At 67.4% G+C, this 24,943-nt stretch carries 25 protein-coding genes and 4 tRNA genes; 17 read left to right on the top strand and 12 right to left on the bottom strand.

The genetic code is table 11. The features are described 5' to 3' along the window. The first annotated feature begins 28 nt into the window (after window positions 1-28). A complete protein-coding gene (gene edd / locus ABE422_RS16205; protein ID WP_346463688.1) occupies window positions 29-1,945 on the top strand; it encodes a phosphogluconate dehydratase in 1,917 nt (638 codons plus the stop codon). 201 nt (window positions 1,946-2,146) lie between these two features. Further along, window positions 2,147-2,806: a bifunctional 4-hydroxy-2-oxoglutarate aldolase/2-dehydro-3-deoxy-phosphogluconate aldolase gene (locus ABE422_RS16200; protein WP_313212899.1), complete on the top strand. Its 660-nt coding sequence runs from the start codon at window positions 2,147-2,149 to the stop codon at window positions 2,804-2,806. 54 nt (window positions 2,807-2,860) lie between these two features. Here ABE422_RS16200 and ABE422_RS16195 read toward each other — a convergent pair whose 3' ends face one another. The 3 genes from ABE422_RS16195 to ispG form a co-directional block, all read right to left on the bottom strand. Continuing rightward, complete coding sequence (locus ABE422_RS16195) at window positions 2,861-3,508, bottom strand: response regulator (protein WP_019183265.1); 648 nt, start codon at window positions 3,506-3,508, stop codon at window positions 2,861-2,863. 221 nt (window positions 3,509-3,729) lie between these two features. Beyond that, on the bottom strand, window positions 3,730-4,437 hold the full coding sequence (locus ABE422_RS16190; protein WP_313212900.1) for a phosphatase PAP2 family protein: 708 nt from the start codon (window positions 4,435-4,437) through the stop codon (window positions 3,730-3,732). After that, window positions 4,418-5,683: a flavodoxin-dependent (E)-4-hydroxy-3-methylbut-2-enyl-diphosphate synthase gene (gene ispG, locus ABE422_RS16185; protein WP_313212901.1), complete on the bottom strand. Its 1,266-nt coding sequence runs from the start codon at window positions 5,681-5,683 to the stop codon at window positions 4,418-4,420. The genes ABE422_RS16190 and ispG overlap by 20 nt, the downstream gene beginning before the upstream one ends. Before the next feature lie 144 nt (window positions 5,684-5,827). Between ispG and ABE422_RS16180 the strand changes: the two genes are divergently transcribed. Beyond that, entirely contained in the window at window positions 5,828-7,054 is a 1,227-nt protein-coding gene (locus tag ABE422_RS16180) for an ATP-binding protein (RefSeq protein ID WP_346483323.1), read from the top strand. Next, entirely contained in the window at window positions 7,051-7,635 is a 585-nt protein-coding gene (locus ABE422_RS16175) for a response regulator transcription factor (protein WP_019183269.1), read from the top strand. The genes ABE422_RS16180 and ABE422_RS16175 overlap by 4 nt, the downstream gene beginning before the upstream one ends. A 346-nt stretch (window positions 7,636-7,981) precedes the next feature. On the opposite strand, the gene pgi is transcribed toward ABE422_RS16175, so the two are convergent. The 6 genes from pgi to pcnB form a co-directional block, all read right to left on the bottom strand. Then, the gene (gene pgi, locus ABE422_RS16170) at window positions 7,982-9,496 is read right to left on the bottom strand and encodes a glucose-6-phosphate isomerase (RefSeq protein WP_346483322.1); all 1,515 of its coding nucleotides are present in this window, start codon (window positions 9,494-9,496) and stop codon (window positions 7,982-7,984) included. Beyond that, window positions 9,493-9,873, bottom strand: coding sequence for an aspartate 1-decarboxylase (gene panD, locus ABE422_RS16165; protein WP_019183273.1), 381 nt, complete (start codon window positions 9,871-9,873; stop codon window positions 9,493-9,495). The genes pgi and panD overlap by 4 nt, the downstream gene beginning before the upstream one ends. 206 nt (window positions 9,874-10,079) lie before the next feature. Beyond that, window positions 10,080-10,922, bottom strand: a complete 843-nt coding sequence (panC, locus tag ABE422_RS16160) for a pantoate--beta-alanine ligase (RefSeq protein ID WP_019183274.1) — start codon at window positions 10,920-10,922, stop codon at window positions 10,080-10,082. Continuing rightward, window positions 10,919-11,734 (bottom strand): 3-methyl-2-oxobutanoate hydroxymethyltransferase, encoded by an 816-nt coding sequence (panB, locus tag ABE422_RS16155; protein ID WP_121041839.1) that lies wholly within the window; start codon window positions 11,732-11,734, stop codon window positions 10,919-10,921. The genes panC and panB overlap by 4 nt, the downstream gene beginning before the upstream one ends. A 31-nt stretch (window positions 11,735-11,765) precedes the next feature. Then, window positions 11,766-12,254: a 2-amino-4-hydroxy-6-hydroxymethyldihydropteridine diphosphokinase gene (gene folK, locus ABE422_RS16150; protein ID WP_346483321.1), complete on the bottom strand. Its 489-nt coding sequence runs from the start codon at window positions 12,252-12,254 to the stop codon at window positions 11,766-11,768. A gap of 3 nt (window positions 12,255-12,257) precedes the next feature. Continuing rightward, window positions 12,258-13,625, bottom strand: coding sequence for a polynucleotide adenylyltransferase PcnB (gene pcnB / locus ABE422_RS16145; RefSeq protein ID WP_070427115.1), 1,368 nt, complete (start codon window positions 13,623-13,625; stop codon window positions 12,258-12,260). 50 nt (window positions 13,626-13,675) lie between these two features. Here pcnB and ABE422_RS16140 point away from each other — a divergent pair. Continuing rightward, window positions 13,676-13,750, top strand: a tRNA-Glu gene (locus ABE422_RS16140). 151 nt (window positions 13,751-13,901) lie between these two features. On the opposite strand, the gene ABE422_RS16135 is transcribed toward ABE422_RS16140, so the two are convergent. Next, entirely contained in the window at window positions 13,902-15,332 is a 1,431-nt protein-coding gene (locus ABE422_RS16135) for a sugar porter family MFS transporter (RefSeq protein ID WP_346481846.1), read from the bottom strand. Window positions 15,333-15,660: 328 nt separating this feature from the next. Here ABE422_RS16135 and ABE422_RS16130 point away from each other — a divergent pair, with 328 nt between their 5' ends. Beyond that, window positions 15,661-16,569 (top strand): SMP-30/gluconolactonase/LRE family protein, encoded by a 909-nt coding sequence (locus ABE422_RS16130; RefSeq protein ID WP_313217902.1) that lies wholly within the window; start codon window positions 15,661-15,663, stop codon window positions 16,567-16,569. A 204-nt stretch (window positions 16,570-16,773) separates the two neighbouring features. Beyond that, complete coding sequence (gene fdxA, locus ABE422_RS16125; protein WP_137189155.1) at window positions 16,774-17,097, top strand: ferredoxin FdxA; 324 nt, start codon at window positions 16,774-16,776, stop codon at window positions 17,095-17,097. Between the two features lie 185 nt (window positions 17,098-17,282). Here the strand turns inward: fdxA and ABE422_RS16120 are convergent, their stop codons facing one another. Continuing rightward, the gene (locus ABE422_RS16120) at window positions 17,283-17,807 is read right to left on the bottom strand and encodes a hypothetical protein (protein WP_313212562.1); all 525 of its coding nucleotides are present in this window, start codon (window positions 17,805-17,807) and stop codon (window positions 17,283-17,285) included. 26 nt (window positions 17,808-17,833) lie between these two features. After that, on the bottom strand, window positions 17,834-18,727 hold the full coding sequence (gene dapA / locus ABE422_RS16115) for a 4-hydroxy-tetrahydrodipicolinate synthase (protein ID WP_346483353.1): 894 nt from the start codon (window positions 18,725-18,727) through the stop codon (window positions 17,834-17,836). A gap of 163 nt (window positions 18,728-18,890) precedes the next feature. Here dapA and ABE422_RS16110 point away from each other — a divergent pair, with 163 nt between their 5' ends. The 10 genes from ABE422_RS16110 (at window position 18,891) to ABE422_RS16065 (ending at window position 24,811) form a co-directional block, all read left to right on the top strand. After that, window positions 18,891-19,451, top strand: a complete 561-nt coding sequence (locus ABE422_RS16110; RefSeq protein WP_019183297.1) for a glycine cleavage system protein R — start codon at window positions 18,891-18,893, stop codon at window positions 19,449-19,451. A 78-nt stretch (window positions 19,452-19,529) separates the two neighbouring features. Then, on the top strand, window positions 19,530-20,009 hold the full coding sequence (locus ABE422_RS16105) for a peroxiredoxin (RefSeq protein ID WP_176989669.1): 480 nt from the start codon (window positions 19,530-19,532) through the stop codon (window positions 20,007-20,009). An 81-nt stretch (window positions 20,010-20,090) separates the two neighbouring features. Further along, window positions 20,091-21,488: a PhoH family protein gene (locus ABE422_RS16100; RefSeq protein WP_313212561.1), complete on the top strand. Its 1,398-nt coding sequence runs from the start codon at window positions 20,091-20,093 to the stop codon at window positions 21,486-21,488. A gap of 23 nt (window positions 21,489-21,511) precedes the next feature. Continuing rightward, window positions 21,512-21,991: a hypothetical protein gene (locus ABE422_RS16095; protein ID WP_313212566.1), complete on the top strand. Its 480-nt coding sequence runs from the start codon at window positions 21,512-21,514 to the stop codon at window positions 21,989-21,991. Between the two features lie 30 nt (window positions 21,992-22,021). Further along, window positions 22,022-22,693, top strand: coding sequence for a YoaK family protein (locus ABE422_RS16090; RefSeq protein WP_313212560.1), 672 nt, complete (start codon window positions 22,022-22,024; stop codon window positions 22,691-22,693). A gap of 43 nt (window positions 22,694-22,736) precedes the next feature. Continuing rightward, on the top strand, window positions 22,737-23,546 hold the full coding sequence (gene thiD, locus ABE422_RS16085; RefSeq protein WP_346483319.1) for a bifunctional hydroxymethylpyrimidine kinase/phosphomethylpyrimidine kinase: 810 nt from the start codon (window positions 22,737-22,739) through the stop codon (window positions 23,544-23,546). After that, window positions 23,543-24,382, top strand: a complete 840-nt coding sequence (locus ABE422_RS16080) for an alpha/beta fold hydrolase (RefSeq protein WP_346483318.1) — start codon at window positions 23,543-23,545, stop codon at window positions 24,380-24,382. Before thiD ends, ABE422_RS16080 begins: the two co-directional genes overlap by 4 nt. A 62-nt stretch (window positions 24,383-24,444) precedes the next feature. Further along, window positions 24,445-24,521, top strand: a tRNA-Arg gene (locus tag ABE422_RS16075). 54 nt (window positions 24,522-24,575) lie between these two features. Beyond that, window positions 24,576-24,652, top strand: a tRNA-Arg gene (locus ABE422_RS16070). An 82-nt stretch (window positions 24,653-24,734) separates the two neighbouring features. After that, a tRNA-Arg gene (locus ABE422_RS16065) sits at window positions 24,735-24,811 on the top strand. Window positions 24,812-24,943: the final 132 nt, after the last annotated feature.

Here is a 24,943-nt window from a genome sequence, read left to right as displayed (position 1 = left end):
CCGTTCGCCTTCTCATAGCCGGTAGCCAATGAGCCTGCATCCCAAACTCCATGCCATCACCGAGCGCATCGTCCAGCGCAGCGTCGCCTCCCGCGCCGCCTACCTGGCCGGTGTCGACGCGGCGCTGCGCGACGGTCCGTTCCGTTCGCGCCTGAGCTGCGGCAACCTCGCCCACGGGTTCGCCGCGTGCGGCCCGACCGACAAGTCGCGCCTGCGCGGCGGCGTGACGCCCAACCTGGGCATCATCACCGCGTACAACGACATGCTCTCGGCGCACCAGCCGTTCGAGCACTACCCGGAGATCCTGCGCGAAACCGCGCGCGAACTCGGCGCGACCGCACAGGTTGCCGGTGGCGTGCCGGCGATGTGCGACGGCGTCACCCAGGGCCGCGGCGGCATGGAGCTGTCGCTGTTCTCGCGCGATGTGATCGCCCAGTCGACCGCGATCGGCCTGAGCCATGACATGTTCGATGCCAGCGTCTACCTCGGCGTCTGCGACAAGATCGTGCCGGGCCTGCTGATCGGTGCGCTCGCTTTCGGCCACCTGCCGGCGATCTTCCTGCCGGCCGGCCCGATGACCCCGGGCATTCCGAACAAGCAGAAGGCCGAAGTGCGCGAGCGCTATGCGGCCGGCCAGGCGACCCGCGAAGAACTGCTGGAAGCCGAAGCCGCCTCGTACCACGGCGCCGGCACCTGCACCTTCTATGGCACCGCCAACTCCAACCAGACCCTGCTCGAGGCGATGGGCGTGCAGATGCCGGGCGCCTCGTTCGTCAATCCGGATACGCCGCTGCGCGATGCACTGACCCGCCAGGCAGCTGTGCGTGCGCTGGAGATCAGCGCGCTGGGCGACGACTTCCGACCGCTCGGCCGCTTGATCGACGAACGCGCGATCGTCAACGCCGTGGTCACCCTGATGGCCACCGGCGGCTCGACCAACCACACCATCCACTGGATCGCAGTGGCGCGTGCGGCCGGCATCGTGCTGACCTGGGACGACATGGACCAGCTCTCGCAGCTGATCCCGCTGCTGGCCCGCGTCTATCCGAACGGCGAAGCCGACGTGAACCGCTTCGCTGCCGCGGGCGGCACCGCGTTCGTGTTCCGTGAGCTGATGGAGGCCGGCCTGATGCACGCCGACCTGCAGACCGTGGCCGAAGGCGGCATGCCGCAGTACGGCCAGGAGCCGGCGTTGCGCGACGGCAAGCTGACCTACATCGACGGTGTGCGCGAGAGCGCCGATCCGGATGTGGTGCGTGGCGTGGCCAATCCGTTCGAATCCCAGGGCGGCCTGCGCCTGCTGCGCGGCAACCTCGGCCGTTCGCTGATCAAGCTGTCGGCGGTGAAGCCGGAGTTCCGCACGATCGAAGCGCCGGCGGTGGTGGTCGATGCGCCGCAGGTCCTCAACAAGCTGCACGCGGCCGGTGTGCTGCCGCACGATTTCGTGGCGGTGGTCCGTTACCAGGGTCCGCGCTCCAACGGCATGCCGGAGCTGCATTCGCTGGCGCCGCTGCTGGGCCTGCTGCAGAACCAGGGCCGTCGCGTGGCGCTGGTTACCGACGGTCGTCTGTCGGGCGCGTCGGGCAAGTTCCCGGCGGCGATCCACATGACCCCGGAAGCCTCGCGTGGCGGTCCGCTGGCACGGGTGCGCGAGGGCGACATCATCCGTCTGGATGGTGAGGCCGGCACGCTGGAGCTGTTGGTGGATGCGGCCGAGTTCGCGGCACGTGAGCCGGCGCCGAACACCGCACCGGCGGCGCATGATCTGGGCCGCAATCTGTTCGCGATGAGCCGCCGCCTGGTGGGTCCAGCCGATCAGGGCGCGATGTCGATTTCGTGCGGGCCGGCGGCCGATGACGGCAGCATCTGGAATTACGATGCGGAGTACGAGCTTGGGCATGATGCCGCGGCGGCGGATGCCCCGCATGAGGGTAAGGACGCGTGAGCTGACGCAAACGCGGCGGCCGGATGTTCTGGTTGAGGCAGCGGGATGGCCCCAACCAGGACGCGCCGTGAACCCATCCATGGGCGCTCGTCAGCGCCATCCATGGCGCTGTAACGGTCCTGGTTGGGGCCATCCGCTGCCTCCCGACACTTATCGGCGCGTTGTTGGCGTCGTACTTTTTGGAATAAGGATTGAAAACGCATGAGCATCGCCGAGTATCAGAAACGCGCTGAAACCCTGTTGAAGGCCGCCGGCATTCTGCCGGTGGTGACCGTGCATACGCTGGATCAGGCCCGTGCGGTCAGCGCGGCGTTGTTGGAGGGCGGGCTGCCGGCGATCGAGCTGACGCTGCGTACGCCGGTGGCGATGGACGCGCTCGCCATGCTCAAGCGCGAGCTGCCGGATGTGGTGGTGGGTGCGGGCACGGTGTTGACCGTGGAGCAGATGCAGCAGTCGATCGATGCGGGTGCGGATTTCCTGGTCACGCCGGGTACGCCGGCGCACATGGCCGATGCGCTGGCGCAGGCACCGCTGCCGGTGGTGCCGGGTGCGGCATCGCCGACGGAAATGCTGGCGCTGTATGCGCGCGGCTTCCGGGTGTGCAAGTTGTTCCCGGCCTCGGCCGTGGGCGGGCTGGCGATGATCAAGGGTCTGGCCGGTCCGATCCCGGATCTGAAGCTGTGCCCGACCGGTGGCATCACCGAAGACACGGCAGCCGAGTACCTGGAGCAGAAGAACGTGGTCTGCATCGGCGGTTCGTGGATGGTGCCGGGCGGTTGGATCGAGCGCGGCGAGTGGGACAAGGTGCGCGAGAGTGCGGCCCAGGCCGCGAAGATCGTCGCGCGGGTCCGCGCGCACTGAACGAAAACGCCCGGGCATGCCCGGGCGTTTTTCCATCCGCCGCCAGAAGGCGGGTTACATCGGGCGTGCCGGATCCACCAGGCCGTACTGGCTGGCCATGCGCGCCAGCGCGATGTTGTCGTTGATGCCCATCTTCTCGAACAGGCGGGCCTTGTGCGTATTGACGGTCTTCGCGCTCAGGCTCAGGCGCTTGGCGATGTCTTCCTGGCGCAGGCCTTGGGTGAGCAGCAGCGCCACTTCCAGTTCGCGTGGGGACAGGGTGTCGAACGGTGAATGGTTGCCTTCCACGTTCGACAGCGCCAGGTTCTGCGCGATGCTGTTGCCCAGGTAACGGCGGCCGAGTGCGGCATCACGCACCGCGCGCAGCAGTTCCTGTGCATCGCAGGCCTTGCCGATGTAGCCGGAAGCACCGGCTTCGAGCAGGCGCTTGGGCATCGGACCATCTTCAAGGACGGAGACGATCACCACGCGGGTGCCGTGATCGCCACGGACCACGCGCTCGGTGACTTCCATGCCGCTCACGCCCGGCAGATGCAGATCGCACAGCACGACGTCGGGCCGCAGGCGGCGGATATCCGGCAGCGCATCTTCGCCACTCTCCGCCTCACCGACCACCTCGATGTCGGTTTCATTGGAGAGGATCATCTTCATGCCCGTACGCACCAGGGCATGATCGTCCACCAGATACACTCGAATCGTCATCCGCCAACCTCGTCAAACACTGTGAACGGGGGCAAGCCTAGCCGCGGGATGTGTCGATCACAAGGAACCGGGTTCCCCATCATCGCGTTCTGGTCCGCGCATCACAGACATGCTGTCCTGCCCTCCCCCTGTGCCTCTCACCCTTGCCTGATCCAATGGAGCAGCCTATGGGTGCAGCCCGCTTTCATGCCGCTTTCGGCCAGTTTACCGCCGTATTTGTTTCAGTGGCGATGCCGCCACGGATGGCGGCGGCGGAACATGACCAGGAAGCACCCTACCACCCAGACCAGGGCGGCACACCAGCCGGCCAGGATATCGGAGGGGTAATGCACCCCCAGGTACATGCGCGAGACGCTCACCAGGACCGCGAAAGCAAGCGCGGCAAGGGCCACCGGCCAGCGCCAGCGGGTGTTCCAGGCCAGCAGCACCAGCGTGACGGCCAGGGTCATCGAGCCCATGGCATGGCCGCTGGGGAAGCTGAAGGTGCTCTCCGGGGCGATGGACTCCCACAGGCTGGGCCGGTCGCGCTGGAAGAAGCGCTTGCTGCCCAGGTTCAACAGGGCCGAGCCGGCAAAGCAGATCGCGACGAAACTGGCCTCGCGCCAGCGTTTGCGCCAGGCAAGCAGGCCCACGATCAGCACGTCGGCCGGAATCAGGAACCACTCGTAGCCCAGCTTGGACAGCAGCACGAAGAACCGGTCCAGGCCCGGCGAATGCAGGGCGTGCAGCTTCCACAACAGCAGGTCGTCGAAGTAGATCGCCTCCAGCTCGTGCACTTCATCGGCCAGGGCGACGAAGCCCGCCAACGGCAGCAACACGCCCACGAACAGCAGCACGAAGCGCCAGGCGTTGCGGCCCATCCAGTGGCGGAAACCGGCCGCCGGCTCCGGGGCGGCCAGCACTGCCGGCTTATCCCGCGCGTCGGACATAGGTCCGTTCGACGTACGCGTCGATCAGCGCCACGAAGTCCTGGGCGATGTTGTCGCCGCGCAGGGTCACCGTCTTCTCACCGTCCACGAAGACCGGTGCAGCCGGGGTTTCGCCGGTGCCCGGCAGCGAGATGCCGATGTTGGCGTGGCGCGATTCGCCCGGCCCGTTGACGATGCAGCCCATGACCGCCAGGGTCATGCTCTCCGCGCCGGGGTGGCTCACTTTCCAGACCGGCATCTTCTCGCGCACGTGGTTCTGCACGACCTTGGCCAGTTCCTGGAAGAATTCCGAGGTGGTCCGGCCGCAGCCCGGGCAGGCCGTGACCAGCGGCGTGAAGGCCCGCTGCCCGGTGGTCTGCAGCAGCTCCTGGGCCACGATCACCTCGGCTGTGCGCGACTGGCCCGGCTCCGGCGTCAGCGAAATACGGATGGTGTCGCCGATGCCTTCCTGCATCAGCACGGCCAGCGCCGCCGAGGAGGCGACGATGCCCTTGCTGCCGATGCCCGCTTCGGTCAGGCCCAGGTGCAGCGCGAAATCCGAGCGCTGGGCCAGGTCGCGGTACACCGCGATCAGCTCCTGCACGCCACTGACCTTGGCCGAGAGCACGATGCGATCGCGCGGCAGGCCGAGCTCGACAGCGGTTTCAGCCGAATCCAGCGCCGAACGGATCAGCGCTTCGCGCAGCACGCGGCCGGCATCCCAGGGCTGCGCGCGCTGGCTGTTCTCGTCCATCAGGCGCGCGGCCAGGGACTGGTCCAGCGAGCCCCAGTTGGCGCCGATGCGGACCGGCTTGTTGTAGCGGATCGCGAACTCGATCAGCTGCGCGAACTGAGTGTCCTTCTTCTTGCCGAAGCCGACGTTGCCCGGGTTGATCCGGTACTTGGCCAGGGCCTCGGCGCAGGCCGGTTCCTGGGTCAACAACTGGTGGCCGTTGTAGTGGAAGTCGCCGATCAGGGGGACATCGATCCCCATCATCTGCAGCTTCTCCACGATCCGCGGGATGGCCGCGGCCGACTCGGGATTGTTGACGGTCAACCGCACCATCTCCGAGCCCGCACGCCACAGTTCGGCCACCTGCTTCACGCTGGAGGCGACATCGGCGGTGTCGGTGTTGGTCATCGACTGCACCACCACGGGATGGCCCCCGCCCACGACCACGCCGCCGATATGGACAGGCTGGGTCTGGCGGCGGGCCCACACGGCGGAGTCGGCGGGTTGGGTCGGTCGGGTCACGGCGTCATGCATCCGCCTATTTTAGCGCGCCCAGCGCACGGGTAGGTGCCCAACGTTGGTTGGCACTCATGTTCAGCGCCCCGCGCGCGCCGCCTACCCCGGATGCGGCCTATTGTCGCAGGCAGGTCCAGGCCGGAGCGCATACGATGTGCGCACATGACCGGTACCGACGCCCCCTTCCTCCGCACCCTGTGCAGCCTGCGCTGGCTGGCCGTGGCTGGCCAGGCCGCCACGATCCTGGTCGCCACCTGGGTACTGGGCCTGGAGTTGCCGCAGCTGCCGCTTTGGGCCGGCGTGGCTGCACTGGCCCTGTTCAATCTGTATGCGCAACTGCGCGTACACGATGCCGACACCGCACCGCTGACCGCGTTCTGCCACATCCTGGTGGATGTCACCGTCTTGACCTGGATGGTCGGCTGGAGCGGCGGGATCGCCAATCCCTTCGGCTCACTGTTCCTGATCCTGATCGCACTGGCTGCGCTCGCCCTGCCCCTGCGCTGGACCCTCGCCGTGGCCGCGGCCTGCCTGATCGGCTATGCAGCAAGCGGCGTGTTCGGCCTGCCGCTGCCGAGCGGCTATTTCACCGGTGCGCAGATGCAGCAGTGGGGCGTGGTCTGCAACTTCCTGCTGTCGGCCACGGTGGTGCTGGTGTTCGCGACCCGACTGGCGATCGCCCTGCGCCAGCGCGAACGCGAGCTGGCCATGCTGCGCGAACGCTTCGTGCGCAATGAGGGCATCGTCGCGCTGGCCACCCATGCCGCCTCGGTGGCGCATGAGCTCAATACCCCGCTGGCGACCATGACCCTGCTCGCCGACGATATCGCCGACCAGACCGAAAGCAGCGAGGTCCGCGATGACGTGGAAACCCTGCGCGAGCTGCTGGTGCAGTGCCGGGAGCGGGTGCTCGCCCTCGCCCGCCCGGCCGCCGGCGATGCACCCGGCCGCGATGCGGTGACGTTGCCGCAGGTGCTGGAACAGTGGCGGCTGGTGCGTCCGACCATCGCGCTGAAGCGCAATGAGGATGCCCCGCTCACCCTGCCGCTGGACCCGGGCATCGGGCACCTGCTGATGGTGCTGCTCAACAATGCCGCCGACGCGGGTGAGAAGGCCGACCGGCCGCAAGTGGATCTGTCGCTGCGCATCGAGGGCGATGACCTGATCGGCGAAGTGCGCGACTACGGCCACGGCTTCGATGCCCGCCAGGCGGTCCTGCCCGGCACCCTGTTCAACAGCGGCAAGACCGATGGCATGGGCGTGGGCCTGGCCCTGTCCCACGCCACCATCGAACGCCTGGACGGCGAGCTGTGGATGCGCCCGGCCAATGGCGCCGGCACCCGCGTCGGCTTCCGCCTGCCCTTGTCCCCACGGGAGACTTCCACATGACTGCTTTCACCCCCGCGCCCGGCCAGGCCAGCCATGGCTTGCTGGTCGACGACGACGAACTGTACCTGCGCACGCTGCAGCGCAGCCTGGCCCGCAAAGGGTTGGAAACCGTCACCGCCAGCGACACCGCCTCGGCCCTGCTGCTGGCCCGGCAGCAGCCGCCGGCCTACGCGCTGATCGACCTCAAGCTCGGCACCGAATCCGGCCTGGCGCTGATCCAGCCGCTGCGCGCCCTGCGCGAAGACATGCGGATCCTGCTGGTGACCGGCTATGCCAGCATCGCCACCGCGGTGGAAGCGATCAAGCTCGGCGCGGACGACTATCTGCCCAAGCCGGCCACGGTGCCGATGATCCTGCGTGCGCTCGGCGAAGAAGACGATGGCCCGGCCGACGATGGCGACATGGAGCCGCCGGATGCGATGACCCCGATCAGCCGGCTGCAGTGGGAGCACATCCAGCAGGCGATGCATGAAACCGGCGGCAACGTGTCCGCCGCGGCGCGTCTGCTCGGCATGCACCGGCGCTCGCTGCAGCGCAAGCTGGCCAAGCGCCCCAGCCCGGAACGCGACCCGAGTCGGTAATGCCGGGCGCGGGCTGGCCGCGCAAACACCGGCCGCAACAACCGGTAGAGCCGACCGTTGGTCGGCTGCTCTTCGCCACATCGACCAACCCCGCGCGCTGCGCGTGATAGCCGACCAACGGTCGGCTCTACCTGCCTTTTTAGTCGGCCCTACCCGCACTGAACCTGCATCGGTAGAGCCGACCGTTGGTCGGCTGCTCAAACACGGGCGCATCAACCGGTAGAGCCGACCGTTGGTCGGCTGCTCTTCACCACGACGATCAACACCGCGCGCTGCGCGCGATAGCCGACCAACGGTCGGCTCTACCTGCCCTTTTAGCCGGCCAACGGTCGGATCTACGCGGTGGTCAGGCGGTCAGCCGGCCCAGCAACTCCAGCGTCACCGGGTCGGTGATCGCATGCGCTTCACCCTGCAACGCCGGCAGCAACTGGCTGGCCAGCTGCTTGCCCAGCTCCACGCCGAACTGGTCGAAGGCGTTGATGTTCCAGATCAGCGACTGCACGTACACGGCGTGTTCGTACATCGCGATGAGCGCACCCAGCGAGTGCGGGGTCAGCGCGTCGAGCAGGATCAGCGTGCTCGGGCGGCCGCCGGGATACTCGCGGTGCGGATCATCGCTGCCCTGCCCGTTGGCCAGCGCTTCGGTCTGCGCCAGCAGGTTGGCCATCAGCGCCTGGTGGTTGACCACATAGGGATCATCGTTGTGCACGCAGCCGATGAAATCGGCCGGGATCACGCTGGTGCCCTGGTGCAGCGCCTGGAAGAAGCTGTGCTGCACATCGGTGCCCGCCCCGCCCCACCACACCGGCACGGTGTCGCTGGCGACCGGGCTGCCATCGAGCTGCACGCGCTTGCCCAGGCTTTCCATCACCAGCTGCTGCAGGTAGGCCGGCAGCAGCGCCAGGCGCTGGTCGTAGGTCATCACGGCGTGCGTGGCATGGCCGAGCAGGTTGCGGTTCCAGATGTCGGTCAGCGCATGCAGCACCGGCAGGTTCTGCGCGAGCGGTGCGGTCAGCGCGTGTTCGTCCATCTGCGCCGCGCCCTCGAGCAGCTGCTCGAAGCGCGTGAAGCCGATTGCCAGTGCGATCGGGAAACCGACCGCCGACCACAGCGAATAGCGCCCGCCCACCCAATCCCACATCGGCAGTACGCGGCCGGCGGCGATCGAGAAGGCCTTGGCCGCCCGCTCCGGATTCGCGCTGACCGCATACAGGCGCTCGCTGCCGCCCAGCCAGTCATGCAGGATCTGCCCGTTGAGCAGTGTTTCCTGGGTGCCGAAGGTCTTGGAGATCAGGATGCCGGCCGTGGTCGCCGGGTCCAGCGTGGCGAGCGTGCGCTGCATCGCGGCACCGTCCACGTTCGACACGAAATGCACGCGGAAGCGTGCCCCGGAGACCGGACGCAGCGCATCGGCGACCAGCCGCGGACCCAGGTCCGAGCCGCCGATGCCGACGCTGACGATATCGGTGATAGTGGTTGCTTCCAGCGCGGCGATCAGCTCGCCCATCTGCTGGCGCACCTGCGCGGCGGTGGCGAAGGCCTCACCGGCCACCGGAGCGCCGCTGGCATCGCCGCGCAGTGCGGTGTGCAGCGCCGCACGGCCTTCGGTTACATTGACCGTTTCACCACGGAACAGGCGCTGGAAGCCGCCAGCGACATCGCGCTCGGCGGCCAGCTGCAGCAGTGCGTCCAACGCCGCGCGGTCGTACTTCTGCCGCGCAAAATTGACGTACAACGGACCGACCCGCAGCCCCCGCGATTGTGCGCGGCCCGGTTCGGCGGCGATCAACGAAGGGATGCTCGCGCCACGCAGGCGCTGGGCATGGGAATGAAGCGGGTCGAATCCGTTGTGCTGTGTCATGCGGCCTGTGTCGGGATCGTGTCGTTGGTGTGGGAGATCTGGTTCTTGCCGTCCACATATACCAACTTCGGCTTGAAGCTGTCAGCTTCTTCTTCGCTCATGCTGGCGAAGGCCGCGATGATGATGATGTCGCCCACCTGCACGTGGCGCGCGGCGCCACCGTTGAGCGACACCACGCCGCTGCCGGCTTCGGCACGGATGGCATAGGTCGAGAAACGCGCACCGTTGGTCACATCCCAGATGTGTACCTGCTCGAACTCACGGATGCCGGTCGCAGCCAGCAGGTTGTCATCGATGGCGATGGAACCTTCGTAGTTCAGCTCGGAGTGAGTGACGGTGGCGCGGTGGATCTTGGTCTTCAGCAGGGACAGATGCATGGCAACGGGGAAACGGTAAAGGAAAGGGAAATTCTAGCACCCGGGGGCCCGGCGGCAGGGCGCGCCGGTCGCGGGAGGGGGCTGCCCACCGTTCAGCATCTTCAGGCCGCCCCGCCGCCCCGGTAGAGCCACCCCATGGGTGGCTGCACGTCCGGCATCGCCCAGCAGCCACCCATGGGGTGGCCCTACCCGGCGGGGCGCAGCCCTCAGAACTCCAGGTTGTCGATCAACCGGGTATTGCCGATCCGCGCGGCGATCAGGGCCACGCGGGTGCCGTCGTTGGCATCGGCCGGCTCGGACAGGTCCGGCAGGCGGACCACGGCGTAGTCGACCTGGAACCCGGCGGCCTGCAGCGCCGCGGCGGCTTCGGCCTCGATCAGGCTGCGGCTCTTGCCCGCAATGAAGCCTTCGCGCATGCCCAGCAGCACCTGGTGGATGGTGGTCGAGACCGGGCGCTGCTCGGCGTTGAGATACTGGTTGCGCGAGCTCATCGCCAGACCGTCGTCTTCGCGCACGATGTCGCCCCCGACGATCTGGATCGGGAAGGCCAGGTCTTCCACCATCTGGCGGATCACCGCCAGCTGCTGGTAGTCCTTCTTGCCGAAGGCCGCCACATCCGGCTGCACCTGGTTGAACAGGCGCGAGACCACGGTGCAGACGCCATCGAAATGGCCCGGGCGGTGCGCGCCTTCGAGCAGGCCACTGATGCCGGGCACATTGACGCTGGCCGCCAGCTCGACGCCGAACGGGTACATCGATTCAACGGTGGGCAGCCACAGCACATCGCACCCGGCCTGCTCCAGGCCGGTGGTGTCGGCTTCGGGCGTGCGCGGGTAGCGGGTGAAGTCCTCGTTCGGGCCGAACTGGGTCGGGTTGACGAAGACGCTGGAGACCACGCGATCGGCGTACTGCCGGGCCAGCGTGACCAGTGAATAATGCCCTGCGTGCAGGTTGCCCATGGTCGGGACCAGCGCGACGCGCAGGCCCTCGCGCTTCCAGCCGTTGACGACGGCGCGCAGACGGGACAGTTCGGTGACGGTTTCGATCATGAGGCGTAGGCGTGTTCTGCGTCGGGGAAGGAGCCGTCGCGCACGGCGTCGGCGTAGGCACGGACCGCACCGGCAACCGACCCGCCTTCGGCAAGGAAATCCTTGACGAACTTGGGACGGCGATGGCCGCTGTCCAGACCGAGGAAATCATGCAGCACCAGCACCTGGCCATCGCACTGCGGGCCGGCGCCGATGCCGATGGTGGGCACGCTGATGTCCGCGGTGACCTGGGCAGCCACCGGCGTGGGCACGCATTCGAGCACGACCAGGCTGGCGCCGGCGGCGACCGCGGCCTTGGCGTCATCGCGCAGCTGCTGGGCGGCATCGCCACGGCCCTGCACGCGATAACCGCCCAGGCGCAGCACCGACTGCGGGGTCAGGCCCAGGTGCGAGCAGACCGGAATCTCGCGCTCGACCAGGTAACGGATGATGTCCAGCTTGAAGCCGGCACCTTCGATCTTGACCATCTCCGCACCGGCCTGCAGCAGGCGCAGCGAGGCATCCAGCGCGCGCTCCGGGGTAGCGTCGGCGCCGAACGGCAGATCCGCCACCAGCAGCGCGCGTTGCAGTACACGGGCCACGGCGCGGGTGTGATAGACCATGTCGTCGGTGGTCACCGGCAGGGTCGAGTCATGCCCCTGCACCACCATGCCCAGCGAGTCGCCGATCAGGATCAGGTCCACGCCGTTGGCGTCGAAGCTGCGGGCGAACCCGGCATCGTAGGCGGTCAACATCACCAGCTTCTGTCCGTTGCGCTTGGCCTCGGCCAACGCGGGCACGGTCCAGGGCTTGCTGTCTGCGTGGGTACTCATGAGCTGATAACCGGTGGCGATAAGCCCCGCATTATCCTCCTATTGAAGCGATCCCGCAGGCCTCGACCCGCATCACAGCATCCCGCACGCGGCCGTGCCCGGGAATGAGGGCGTCGGGCGCGATCTCGGACAGCGGCAGCAGCGCGAACGCGCGCTCATGCAGATAGGGATGCGGTACCTGCAACTGCGGCAGATCGATGCTCTGTTCGCCGTACAGCAGCACGTCCAGATCCAGTGCACGCGGCCCCCAGTGCACGGCAGGATCCCGTACGCGGCCGAAGCGGCGCTCGATCTCCAGCAGCGCAGCCAGCAGATCCGGTGCGGGCAACCGGGTCTCCAGCACGGCGGCGGCGTTGACGAACGCCGGCTGATCCAGGTTGCCCCACGCCGGCGTGCTGTACAGCTGCGAGCGCGCCCGCAGTGTGGTCTGCGGCAGGGCCGCCAGCGCCTGGAACGCATCGCGCAGGGTCTGCGCGGCGTCCCCGAGATTGGCGCCCAATCCGATACAGGCCAGGGTCACGGCTTACTCGCCTGCCACTCCACCGGGACGACGACGGCGGCGGCGACGCTTGCGCGGTGCACCGTCTTCGCCCTCACCGTCGGCCTGGGCGGCATCCAGCGCCGAATCCAGCTCGGTACCGGACTGCAGCTGGGCCTCGCGCCAGAACGCCACGTCGGCTTCATGCTCGCTGGAGGCGACCTGGCGCAGGACCAGGAAATCGTAGGCGGCGCGGAAGCGCGGATGGGTCAACGTGCGGATCACCCGCTTGCGCTGGCGCGAGCTAAAGCGCCCCTGCAGCAACCAGATCTCCTGCATCGGCAGCGAGAAGCGGCGCGGCAGGGCGATCGTGGTGAGCTGGTGCAGGGTTACGCGGTCCGCCGCACGGCGCTGCGCCTCTTCCAGTGCGACGCCCTGCTTCTGCAGGCTGGCCAGGGCGCGGCAGAACGCCGGCCACAGCAGCAGCGCGAACAGGAACGACGGCGACACCGGCTCGTCATTGGCCACACGCAGATCGGTGTTGTGCAGACCTTCGATGACCATGCGGCGCAACGCACCACTGCGATTGCTGCGCAGGGCCGCGGCGCTTTCCGGGAACATGACATCGAGCAGGCCGTACCGCTCCAGGCCCTCGAAGCTGGCCACACCGTGCCCGGACAGGAACAGCTTGAGCACTTCCTCGAACAGACGCGCCGGGGCGGCCTCGGCCAGCAGGTTGGCCAGGCGCGGCAGCGGTTCGGCGGTCGCCTCTTCGATCTGGAAGCCCAGCTTGGCCGCCAGGCGCACCGCGCGCAGCATGCGCACCGGGTCTTCGCGGTAGCGCTGCTCGGGATCGCCGATCAGCTTCATCAGGCGGGCCTGCACGTCTTCAAAGCCACCGGTGTAATCGCGCACCGAGAAATCCTCGATCGCGTAGTACAGGGCGTTGCAGGTGAAGTCGCGGCGGATCGCGTCGTCTTCGATGCTGCCGTACACGTTGTCGCGCACGAGCATGCCGTTTTCCATCTCACGGTCGCCGCTGCCATCGTCGATGTTGGCGCGGAAGGTGGCGACCTCGATGATCTCGCGGCCGAACACCACGTGTGCCAGGCGGAAACGGCGGCCGATCAGCCGGCAGTTGCGGAACAACTGCTTGACCTGCTCGGGCGTCGCGTCGGTGGCGACGTCGAAATCCTTGGGGTGGCCGTTCACCAGCAGATCGCGGACGGCGCCGCCGACCAGGTAACCGGCAAACCCGGAATCACGCAGCCGGTACAGAACGCGCAGGGCGTTGGGGCTGATGTCCTTGCGGGAGATGTTGTGCTGATCGCGCGGGATCACGCGCAGGCTGAACGGTGATGTAGCAGAGGAATTGATGTTGGCGCTTCCGGTTGAGTTTTCGGGATTGCCCAATGGCATCTAGGTCCATATACTAGCGCGCTGCGCAGTTCGCGACAAAGCCTGCTCCCTTCGTCTAATGGTTAGGACGTGGCCCTCTCAAGGCTAAAACAGGGGTTCGAGTCCCCTAGGGAGCACCAGTCGCGGTGCAGAAAGCCAAAAACCCCGCCACGGCGGGGTTTTTTGCGTTCAGGGTCAGGGCGTGCGGCGCCTGCCCTGCCAGGCCCGGGTCGGGGAGTGCACCCCCCGACCCGGCAAAGCGCCCCGCGACGAGGATGTCGGAAGCGGCGCTCACCCCTCCATCTGCTCCAGTTCCTTGCCCTTGGTCTCCTTGACGAAGCGCAGCACGAAGAACACCGACAGCACCGCGGCCACCGTATAGATGCCGTAGGCCCCGGCCAGGCCGATGCTGCCCAGCAGGACCGGGAAGGACACGGTGATGGCGAAGTTGGCCGTCCACTGCGCCGCGCCGGCCACCGCCAGCCCCGAGCCGCGGATCTGGTTGGGGAACATCTCGCCCAGCATCACCCACATCACCGGGCCCCAGGACATGTTGAAGAAGATCACGTAGACATTCGCCGCCACCAGCGCCAGCACGCCCATGCTGTCGGACAGCTGCAGCTTGCCGCCGGCATCCAGCGAGCCGCTGGCGAAGGCAAGGGTGACCAGCGCCAGCGAGATCGCCATGCCGACCGAGCCGACCCACAGCAGCGGCTTGCGTCCGATGCGGTCGATCAGCACCACGGTGACCAGGCAGGCACCGATGCTCAGCGCACCGGACAGCACGTTGATCAGCAGCGCGTCGCTCTCCGAGAAGCCCACCGCCTGCCACAGCACCGCGCCGTAATAGAAGACGACGTTGATGCCGACCAGTTGCTGGAACACCGCCAGGCCGATCCCGATCCAGACGATCGGGCGCAGCTTGCCGGTGGCCTTGCTGATCAGGTCCGAGAAGGTCGGGCGGTGCTGGTCCTGGGACAGCGAACCCTCGATCTCGGTGATCTTCGCCTGGGCCTCGGCCGGCCCGTACAGACGGGTCAGCACCGCCAGGGCCTGGTCGCGGCGCCCTTTGACCACCAGGAAGCGCGGGCTTTCCGGGATCACCAGCAACAGGCACAGGAACAGCAGCGAGGGAATGGCCTGCATCCAGAACATCCAGCGCCATGCCGCCTGGCCCAGCCACAGGGACTCGGTGGAGGCGCCGGCCGCCTTGGCCAATAGATAGTTGCTGAGGAAGGCACAGAACAACCCGCTGATGATCGCGATCTGCTGCACCGTGGCCAACCGGCCGCGGTACCGCGCCGAGGCCACCTCGGCAATGTAGGCCGGCGACATCACGCTGGCCGCGCCGACCGCGAACCCGCCGATCACCCGGGCGATGATGAACACCGTGGAGCTGTGCGCCGCACCGGCCCCCAGGGCCGAGAACAGGAACATCACCGCCGCGATGATCAGCACGCCGCGGCGGCCGAGCCGGTCGCCCAGGCGGCCGGCGAAGAACGCACCGATCGCGCAGCCGAGCAGCATCGAGGCGACCTCGAAGCCGATCCCGGCCGAGCTGGACTGGAAGGTGTCCTTGAGGCCATCGACGGTGCCGTTGATCACGCCGCTGTCGAACCCGAACAGGAAGCCACCGATGGTGGCCACGCAGCTGATCAGGATGATGAAGCCGGTGTTCTCGCCGCTGCCGGCACGTGTACTGCTGAGCGAAGCACTGGTCATGGGAAACCCTGGGTTGAAGGGACGCTGCGCACGACCGCAGCAGGGACGGATGGCGCAGGTTCTCATACCTTTCGCGCCGGCTGGGCGGCGGCGGGTGGGCCCGGACCTGGCGGCGGCCCGCGGCGGCGTGCGCGCATCGCCGCGCTCGACCACCGGTTGATCACCGACGCCCTCCACTGCGACCATGCCCGCCTGGCCGCCCTGCCCACTCCCGGGCGTGGCGCGGCATTGTCGAGGAGCGCCTGCCCATGCCCATGTTCGTTCGCCCGATCGCCCCATCCCGCTGTGGCGCCACGCCGATGGTGCGGATGCCCACCGGTGCGTCGCAATGAGCCTCGAACGCGCGCCGGCCACGCTGGCGGTCGACAGCCGCTGCACCCACGGCGAGGGCGTGCTCTGGTGCGACCGGCGGCAGAGCCTGCTCTGGATCGACATCGCCGAACGTCGGCTGTGGCAGCACACGCCGGCCAGCGGCAGCACGCGCCACTGGGTGTTGCCGGACCGCCCCGGCTGCATCGGGTTGTTCGACGATGGCACGCTGCTGGTCGCATTGGTCAGTTCGCTGCACCGCGCCGACCTGGCTGCCGCCACCGACGATGCGCTGCCGCTGCAGTGGCTGGCCGATGTGGACCCACACAACGCATACACGCGCAGCAACGATGGCCGCGCCGACCGTCACGGCAACTTCGTGTTCGGCACGATGAACGAACACCCGGCGCGCGCCGCCGATGGCCGCTTCTATCAGTACTCCAGCCGCCACGGCCTGCGCGAACTGCCGCTGCCGGGCATCGTGATTCCCAACGCGATCAGCTTCAGCCTGGATGGCCGCACGCTGTACTGGTGCGATTCGGTGACGCCACAGATCATGGCCTGCGATTACGACCCCGAGCGCGCCAGCACCGCCAACGTGCGTGTGTTCGCCACGTTGGCCAACCGCGCTGCCGAGCCCGACGGGTCGGCGGTGGACGCCGACGGGCGGGTCTGGAACGCGCAATGGCGCGCCAGCCAGGTGAGCTGCTATGGCGCCGACGGCACACTGCTGCAGGTGCAGCCGGTGCCGGTCAAGAACCCCACCTGCGTTGCCTTCGGCGGCCCCGACCTGCGCACCTTGTACGTGATCAGTTCGCAGCTGGACCACACGCCCGAGGCGCTGGCCGCAAGCCCGCATGCGGGCAGCCTGTTCAGCGCGCGCCAGGACCACCCCGGTCTGCCGGAGAGCCGGGTCCACGTGGCCTGACCGGTTGCGGGCCGGGCATGCACCGGGCGGTTGGCCAGCGGTGGCGCACGTTGACAGGGAAGCGCCGCGCATCACCCGCAACGCCTTGTTGCACAAGGGCCGCCCGCACTTGATCAGGTATCGAGGCGCGCTGTCTGAGCACGCCACGCCAGCATTCAGCCACAACCTGTTCTAGAATTGGTCGGCTTAACGCCGGATTTCCCCATGCCTTTCGTCGTCACCGAAAACTGCATCAAGTGCAAACACACCGATTGCGTGGAAGTGTGCCCCGTGGATTGCTTCCACGAAGGCCCCAACTTCCTGGTGATCGACCCGGATGAGTGCATCGATTGCACCCTGTGCGAACCGGAGTGCCCGGTCAACGCGATCTTCCCCGAAGACGACGTGCCCGCCGGGCAGGAAGCGTTCGTCGCCCTGAACGCCGAGCTGGCCAAGGCCTGGCCGGTGCTGACCGTGCGCAAGGACCCGCCCGCCGATGCCGGCGAATGGGACGGCAAGCCGGACAAGCTGCCCCTTCTGGAACGCTGAGCCGCGGCACGTCGCAAACGAAAAAGGGCGCCTAGGGCGCCCTTTTTGTTTCCCCAACCGGATCCCCGGTAGTGCCGGCCGCTGGCCGGCTGCCCTTCGCCCCAACGCCATCAGCGTCAGACCCGGGCAGGCACGGGATGCATGCCTGCCTGCCCGGCCAGCGAGCGGACCTACCGCAGGCCTCCTTACGGGGCCAGCTTCGCCTTCAGCTCACCCAGCAGCTTGGTCGGGGCCGCCGCGGTGGCCGGCAGGCCACGCGGGTCGACGGCCGACACATAAGCACCGGCATCGACGGCGACCACGCGGACCAGGAAGTCGCTGCCTTCGAAGGCCACATCGTAGGAACCCAGCAGCTGGGCCTTGCTGGCGATCTTCACGCCTTCAACGGTCTCCAGGGCGGTACCGACCTTGGCGAACACCTCTTCCTTGGTGCCCGGCACGGTGAAGCCGGCATTGTTGGCGGCCGCCGGGTTCGCGGCCGGGGCCGGGCGCGCCGCCTGCGAGGCCAGCGAGGAGCTGGTGGCAGCGGTAGCGGCAGCCTGGCCGGCCGGGACGTTCAGATCCGGCGGCACTTCCAGCGGGCGAACTTCCGGGGCCAGGGCGTAGTCGCCCTTGGCGCCGCGCTTGAAGCAACCGGTGGTGCCGACGAGGGTGGCGGTAGCCAGGATCGCGAAGGACAGCACGCGGAAGGCGGAAACGGATTGACGCATGGGAATCTCCTGGGTGACCACTGACATCAGTGGTTGGATAGTGCTTCCAGCGCACCGATATCGGTGGCCAGGTGTTCAGCAGCGGCGTGATGGGCCGCGGACAAGGGCAGCAGCGGCAGGCGCAGGCCATCACCAATGCCGATCCGGCGCAGCAGGTCCTTCACCGGGATCGGGTTGGACTCCACGCCGCAGAATTCATGGAACGGCTCGAGACGGGCATCCCACGACTCGGTCGCCTCGCGTTCCCCGGCTGCCGCCAGGTCGCACATCCGGCGGTAGGCGCCCGGCAGGGCGTTGGAGCCCACCGAGATCAGGCCGTCCACGCCGGACAGGATCGAACGCGCGGCCGTACCGTCGTCACCGCTGAGGATGGCGAAGTCCGGCGAACGCAGCGCCAGCAGGGCATTGACGCGGCCCACATCGCCGACCGCCTCCTTGATGCCCACGATGTTCGGGTGCCGCGCCAGTTCGGCCACGGTCTCGGGCAGCATGTCGCAGCCGGTACGGCCGGGCACGTTGTACAGGATGACCGGCAGGCCGCCCTGGTCGGCCACCGCGCGGTAATGCGCGATCAGGCCGGCCTGGGTCGGGCGCACGTACGGCGGGGTCACCACCAGCGCATGGGTCGCGCCGTTGGCGGCCGCACGACGGGTCTGCTCGATCGTTTTGGCCGTCCCCGACAGGCCGGTCCCGGCCAGTACCGGGATGCGTCCGGCGACGGTTTTTACCGCACTGCGCAGCAGCTGGTCGTATTCGTCGTCGGACAGGGCAGCGGCTTCACCGGTCGAACCGGCCACCACCACCCCGTGAACACCACCCTCCAGTTGCAGGTGCAGCAGGCGCTGCCAACCGTCGGGATCCAATGCGCCGTTCGCCTGGAAGGGCGTCGCCAGCGCGGTGATGAGACCGGAAAGGGACAAGGACATCGTGCTCGGAAGAAAGGGGGCACCGGGCCTGCGTAAACGCCGGCCAGATGTACGTTGCATGTTACTTGCGGGTCGAAAGCGCGGGCAAGTATGCTGGACTCCGGCGAACGTGCCGTCGCCGGCCGTTCAGACTCACCTTGCATCACCCGGAACCCTCTTGACCGACACCACGCCGCGGCCTGCGCCGACCGAAAACCACCTCCTGATCAACGCCTATACGACGCATCCGGAGTCCCCCCTGCTGCCTGTGACCCGGCGTATCGCCGACAGTGGCTGCAATCTGGTCGATGCCCGCCTGGCCACGGTCGGGCGCGACGTGTCCGTCACCGCCCTGGCCACCGGCTCGTGGGACTCGGTGGCCAAGCTGGAGGCGATGCTGACCCGGCTGGAGCGCGAGGAAGGCCTGAAGCTGGTCTGGTACCGCACCGGTGCCAAGCAGGCGCAGTCCAACCTGCTGCCCTACATCGTGGAAGTGATCGCCGCCGACAAGCCGGGGATCCTGTTCCAGCTGGCCGATTTCTTCGACCGCCAGGGCATCACCATCGAAAACCTGCAGAGCACGCGTTACCGCGCGATGCAGACCGGTGCGGAAATGTTCTCCGCGCAGGTCACGATCGGGGTGCCGGCCAACATGCACATTGCCGCGCTGCGTGATGATTTCCTCGAGTTCTGCGATCACCTCAACCTCGATGCGATCATGGACCCGATGAAGTTCTGATGCTTCGCGCGTTCGTCACGGGCGCGCGGGGTTTCATGCAGTTGTAGTAGATCTACCCCAGGATCCGGAAAGGAACCCATGAACGACGGCGACACCCTGGACAGCACCACCCTCGCACTGCCGCTGGCGTTGTCCGGCGGCGAGACCACCACCCTCGGCGATCTGGCCGGCCAGTGGCTGGTGCTGTACTTCTACCCCAAGGACAGCACCCCGGGCTGCACCACCGAGGGCATCGATTTCAACGCGCTGCTCCCGCAGTTCACGAAGGCCGGCGCCCGCGTCTTCGGCGTCTCCCGCGATTCGGTCAAATCCCACGATAATTTCTGCGCCAAGCAGGGCTTCGCCTTTCCGCTGATCAGCGATGGCGATGAAGCGCTGTGCACCGCGTTCGACGTGATCAAGCTGAAGAACATGTACGGCAAGCAGGTGCGTGGCATCGAGCGCAGCACCTTCCTCATTTCGCCGGACAGTCGTATCGTGCAGGTGTGGCGCAAGGTCAAAGTGGCCGGCCACGCAGACACCGTCCTTGAAGCCCTGAAGGCCGCGAAAACCCAGTGATCAATCCGGCACCCCCAATGGTCATCACCCTGCCCCGCAGGTCGTGATGGCTTGTCCCTGTTCTGCCACCAGGAATTGACGATGACCCGAGGCAAGCGCATCTACGTACTGGATACCAACGTGCTCATGCACGATCCGACCGCGCTGTTCAAGTTCGAGGAGCATGATGTCTACCTGCCGATGCAGGTGATCGAAGAGCTGGACAACGGCAAGAAGGGCACCACCGAGGCCAGCCGCAACGCGCGCCAGGTCAGCCGCTTCCTCAATGAGCTGGTGCAGGCCTCGGGCCTGGACAACCTGGCCGACGGCATCCCGCTGCAACGCCCGAACGGGCTGCAGCTGCGCGGCAAGCAGAGCGTGGGCCTGCTGCGATTCCAGACCAGTCATTTCGATGCGGGCAAGAGCTTCGGCGCGGTGATTCCGGACAACGCCATCCTCGGCGCGATCCTGGCGCTGAAGGAACAGGTGCCCGAGATTCCGGTGGTGTTCGTCTCCAAGGACATCAACCTGCGGATCAAGGCGGCGATTGCCGGCATCGTCTCGGAGGATTACGAGAACGACCGCGCGCTGGACGATTTCAGCCTGCTCTACACCGGCGCCACCGAACTACCGGAAGACTTCTGGAAGAAGCACACCGACAACCTGCGCAGCTGGAGCGACAAGGGCCGCACCAGTTACGAAATCATCGCCAGCGAAGACGAGAGCTGGCACCCCAACCAGTACGCCTACCTGCCGGGCGACGATGAAGTCGAACTGCGCGTGGCCAAGGTGGACGGCGACAAGATCACGTTGTCGCTGGTCAACGATTTCCGCCACGGCAGCCATGCGGTCTGGGGCATCAGCGCGCGCAACCGCGAGCAGAACTTCGCGCTCAATGCGTTGATGGACCCGGAGATCGATTTCGTCACCCTGCTCGGCACCGCCGGCACCGGCAAGACGCTGCTCGCGCTGGCCGCCGGCCTGGCCCAGACCATGGACCAGCAGCGCTACCGCGAGATCATCATGACCCGTGCGACGGTCAGCGTCGGCGAGGACATCGGCTTCCTGCCCGGTACCGAGGAAGAGAAGATGACCCCATGGATGGGCGCGCTGACCGACAACCTGGAAGTGCTCACGCATACCCAGGAAGGCGGCGCATGGGGCCGAGCGGCGACCAACGACCTGATCGCCAGCCGGATCAAGATCCGCTCGCTGAACTTCATGCGCGGGCGCACGTTCCTGTCGCGCTATCTGATCCTGGATGAAGCGCAGAATCTCACCCCCAAGCAGATGAAGACCCTGATCACCCGTGCCGGCCCGGGCACCAAGATCGTCTGCCTGGGCAACGTCGAACAGATCGATACCCCGTACCTGACCGAGACCACCTCGGGCCTGACCTACGCGGTGGACCGTTTCAAGAACTGGCCGCACAGCGCGCACGTGACGCTGCGCCGTGGCGAGCGTTCGCGCCTGGCCGATTACGCCTCGGAGGTGTTGTGAGCCGTTCCCTGTCCCGTGCCGTCCTGCCGCTGGCGCTTGCTGCGCTGGCGGCCGCCTGCACGCCTGCCAATACGCGGCCGGGCGCCAGCGTCCCGACCGCGATCAAGACCGGCCAGTCCTGGGTGGTGACCCGCCCCGTCGTCGCCGCCCAGGTATTGGATACCTGCTCGCGTTCCAGCCCCGGCCGCGAGCCGGGGCGCGTCACCGGCTACTGGGCGCCCAGCCGCCAACAGGTGGAGCAGCTGGAAGCCCGGTTGCCGTCGCTGGAGACGCAGGTGCCCAAGGCTGCCGATTTCGACCGCCAATATGTCGGCATCGAGATGGACGGCCGGCAGCTGATCTATCTCAACGCCTTCCATCTGCCTGACGATGCCGACATCGATCCAGCGCGCGATGCAATCCGGGTCTGCGATGGCGGTGCGCAGTTCTGGGGCGCGCTGTTCGATCCGGCCAGCGGCAGCTTCTCGGATGTGCAGTTCAACGGCCCGCCCGCGGGCCGTTGATCGTGCCGTGACCACCACCGCGCACGCCGGATGAGCATCCGGCTGCCCACCTGGGTCTGGATCGGGGCGATCGCCCTGTCCTGCGTGGCCGGGATGGTCAACGTGGTCGGCTTCCTGGGGTTCGAACACCAGGCCGTCAGCCACATGACCGGCACCACCAGCCAGCTCGGCATGGCGCTGGCCCAACGCGACTGGCGCGTGGTCGGGCACCTGTGGGGGCTGTTGATCGCGTTCTGCGTGGGCGCCACGCTCAGCGGAGTGATCATCCAGGACAGCGGCCTGCAACTGGGCCGCCGCTATGGCGCAGTGCTGGCACTGGAATCGCTGTTGCTGCTGATCGCGATCCCGCTGTTCAAACAGCAGCAGATCTGGGGGGCACTGGCCGCGGCGATGGCGTGCGGCCTGCAGAACGCGATGGCCACCACCTTCAGTGGCGCGGTGGTGCGCACCACCCATCTCAGCGGCATGTTCACCGATCTCGGGATCGGGCTGGGCCACCTGATGCGCGGCCTGCCGCTGCCGATCCGTCGACTGACCCTGAGCGGGTTGATCGTCAGCGGCTTCCTGGCCGGCGGCGTGATGGGCGCCATGCTGTTCCTGCGCTTCGGCTACGACGCCCTGCTCGCCCCGGCACTGCTCACCGGCGGCACCGGGGTGGGCTACGTGCTGTACCGGCAGTGGGCACTGCTTCGGGCGCGCTGAGGGCGCGGCAGCACTGCCGCGACAAACATTGCACAATTGGGGCATGACGCCTTCCAGCCCCGTTTCCGCCCTGACCATCGCCGGCTCCGATTCCGGCGGTGGTGCCGGCATCCAGGCCGACCTGAAGGCCTTCGCCGCCCATCGCGTGCATGGCCTGTCGGCGATCGCCGCACTGACCGCACAGAACACACGCGGCGTTACCGCCGTACACGTGCCGCCGCTGGACTTCCTGCAGGCGCAGATCGATGCCTGCTTCGCCGATTTCGATATCCATGCGGTGAAACTGGGCATGCTGGCCAACGCCGAGGTGATCGCACTGGTGGCAGACGCACTGGAAAAGCACCGCCCACCGCACGTGGTGCTGGATCCGGTGATGGTCGCCACCAGCGGCGCCCAGCTGCTCGAAGACAGCGCACTGGTGGCGATGCGCACGCGCCTGATCCCACTGGCGACGCTGCTGACGCCCAACACCCCCGAAGCGGAGCTGCTGCTCGGCCGCCGCATCTTCACCGCCGAGGAGGCCGAAGATGCCGCCGACGCGCTGTTGGAGCTGGGCGCCGGCGCGGTACTGCTCAAGGGCGGGCATCTGGACGAAGGCAGTCGCGTGATCGATCGCTACTTCGACGGTGTGACCCGCGAAGAATTCATCCATACCCGCCTGCCGGTGGATGCGCACGGCACCGGCTGTACGCTGGCCTCGGCCATCGCCGCGCAGCTGTGCCAGGGGCTGTCATTGCCCAATGCCTGCGAAGCGGCCATCGATTACGTCGCGCGTGGCCTGCAGAGCGGTTATTACCCGGGCCGCAGCGAGGTGCTGGTGATCGACCACTTCGGTGCGGCACGCCCGGCATGATCGACGCCTCGCCCCTGCCTGTGCAGGCCGAAGACGGGCATCGCTTCGAACTGCTGGCGCGCGTGCCGACGCAGCCACGCGCACGCCTGCTGTGGCTGCCGGCGCTGGGCGTGGCCGCGCGCCATTACCTGCCGTTCGCCGAGGCGCTCGCTGCGCGTGGCATTGCGGTGTACCTGCACGAGTGGCGCGGCAACGGCAGCAGCAGCCTGCGCCCGTCGCGCACGCAGGACTGGGGCTATCGCGACCTCCTCGAGCAGGACCTGCCGGCGAGCCTGGCAAACGTGGCCGGAGACGCTGCAACACACTTGATCATCGGCGGCCACAGTCTCGGCGGTCAGCTGGCCTGCTGCTTCGCCGGTCTGCATCCGCAGCGCTTCGCCCGCGTGTGGCTGGTCGCCAGCGGCACGCCGTACTGGCGCACCTTCCCGGCCCCGCGTGGCTGGACCCTGCCGCTGGTGTATCGCTTCCTGCCCTGGCTGGCCCAGCGCCAAGGGGTCCTGCACGGCAAGAAGCTCGGCTTTGGTGGCACCGAGGCGCGCGGGTTGATCCGCGACTGGTCGCGCGTGGGCCTCAACAATCACTACGCGGCCGCTGGCATGGCGACCGATCTGGAGGCCGCGATGCGCGATCTGCGCGGCCAGGCGGCCGCCGTGGTGATGGACCACGACTGGTTGGCACCGACGGGCTCGATGCAGGGCCTGCTGGCCAAGATGCCGGGCATGCGTGCGCAGCTCAGCGTGGTCAGTGCGCAGATGCTGGGTGCGCGTGCCGATCACTTCGCCTGGATGAAAACGCCGGAAGCCGTGGTGGAGCAGCTTCTTCGTTCATTTGAATGAAGACCTTCACAAAAACCGTTGACGAATGCGACGCCGATCCGCATAATTCCGCTCCTGTTGACGCGCCCGTAGCTCAGTTGGATAGAGTACCTGGCTACGAACCAGGCGGTCGGGAGTTCGAATCTCTCCGGGCGCACCATCAACAGGGTATCGATTTCGCCGTCGGTATCAGTAGTAAAAATTCGATGTAAATGCGCCCGTAGCTCAGTTGGATAGAGTACCTGGCTACGAACCAGGCGGTCGGGAGTTCGAATCTCTCCGGGCGCACCATTACATCGAACGGCAAGCTTGCTTGCCTTCCCGTCGAACGTGGCAACACGCGCGGCAGGACACACAACCAGACAATGCAAATGCGCCCGTAGCTCAGTTGGATAGAGTACCTGGCTACGAACCAGGCGGTCGGGAGTTCGAATCTCTCCGGGCGCACCATTGCATCGACGAAAACAGCAGCCATCGGTTGCTGTTTTTTTTTGCGTGGGTGCCAGCTGTCACGCGGTAGTGGGGGGCGGCGGGGGCGCGGGGGGTCTAAGAGTAGGGGTCGGGGGGGCCGCCGGCGGGCCC

The sequence above is a fragment of the Stenotrophomonas sp. TWI1151 genome, assembly GCF_039673135.1.
Lineage (GTDB): Bacteria > Pseudomonadota > Gammaproteobacteria > Xanthomonadales > Xanthomonadaceae > Stenotrophomonas.
The sequence above is the reverse complement of the archived record's forward strand: the minus strand, read 5'-3'. Positions and strand labels throughout refer to the sequence as shown.

Coding starts and splice junctions, on each gene's coding strand:
- ABE422_RS16105 (WP_176989669.1), top strand. CDS start 19,530: ATGAACGACGGCGACACCCTGGACAGCACCACCCTCGCACTGCCGCTG.
- ABE422_RS16100 (WP_313212561.1), top strand. CDS start 20,091: ATGACCCGAGGCAAGCGCATCTACGTACTGGATACCAACGTGCTCATG.
- fdxA (WP_137189155.1), top strand. CDS start 16,774: ATGCCTTTCGTCGTCACCGAAAACTGCATCAAGTGCAAACACACCGAT.
- ABE422_RS16190 (WP_313212900.1), bottom strand. CDS start 4,437: ATGTCCGACGCGCGGGATAAGCCGGCAGTGCTGGCCGCCCCGGAGCCG.
- ABE422_RS16135 (WP_346481846.1), bottom strand. CDS start 15,332: ATGACCAGTGCTTCGCTCAGCAGTACACGTGCCGGCAGCGGCGAGAAC.
- ABE422_RS16080 (WP_346483318.1), top strand. CDS start 23,543: ATGATCGACGCCTCGCCCCTGCCTGTGCAGGCCGAAGACGGGCATCGC.
- ABE422_RS16090 (WP_313212560.1), top strand. CDS start 22,022: ATGAGCATCCGGCTGCCCACCTGGGTCTGGATCGGGGCGATCGCCCTG.
- ABE422_RS16200 (WP_313212899.1), top strand. CDS start 2,147: ATGAGCATCGCCGAGTATCAGAAACGCGCTGAAACCCTGTTGAAGGCC.
- panB (WP_121041839.1), bottom strand. CDS start 11,734: ATGAGTACCCACGCAGACAGCAAGCCCTGGACCGTGCCCGCGTTGGCC.
- ABE422_RS16120 (WP_313212562.1), bottom strand. CDS start 17,807: ATGCGTCAATCCGTTTCCGCCTTCCGCGTGCTGTCCTTCGCGATCCTG.
- thiD (WP_346483319.1), top strand. CDS start 22,737: ATGACGCCTTCCAGCCCCGTTTCCGCCCTGACCATCGCCGGCTCCGAT.
- ABE422_RS16195 (WP_019183265.1), bottom strand. CDS start 3,508: ATGACGATTCGAGTGTATCTGGTGGACGATCATGCCCTGGTGCGTACG.
- panC (WP_019183274.1), bottom strand. CDS start 10,922: ATGATCGAAACCGTCACCGAACTGTCCCGTCTGCGCGCCGTCGTCAAC.
- panD (WP_019183273.1), bottom strand. CDS start 9,873: ATGCATCTGTCCCTGCTGAAGACCAAGATCCACCGCGCCACCGTCACT.
- ABE422_RS16130 (WP_313217902.1), top strand. CDS start 15,661: ATGAGCCTCGAACGCGCGCCGGCCACGCTGGCGGTCGACAGCCGCTGC.
- pgi (WP_346483322.1), bottom strand. CDS start 9,496: ATGACACAGCACAACGGATTCGACCCGCTTCATTCCCATGCCCAGCGC.
- ABE422_RS16180 (WP_346483323.1), top strand. CDS start 5,828: ATGACCGGTACCGACGCCCCCTTCCTCCGCACCCTGTGCAGCCTGCGC.
- ispG (WP_313212901.1), bottom strand. CDS start 5,683: ATGCATGACGCCGTGACCCGACCGACCCAACCCGCCGACTCCGCCGTG.
- ABE422_RS16175 (WP_019183269.1), top strand. CDS start 7,051: ATGACTGCTTTCACCCCCGCGCCCGGCCAGGCCAGCCATGGCTTGCTG.
- edd (WP_346463688.1), top strand. CDS start 29: ATGAGCCTGCATCCCAAACTCCATGCCATCACCGAGCGCATCGTCCAG.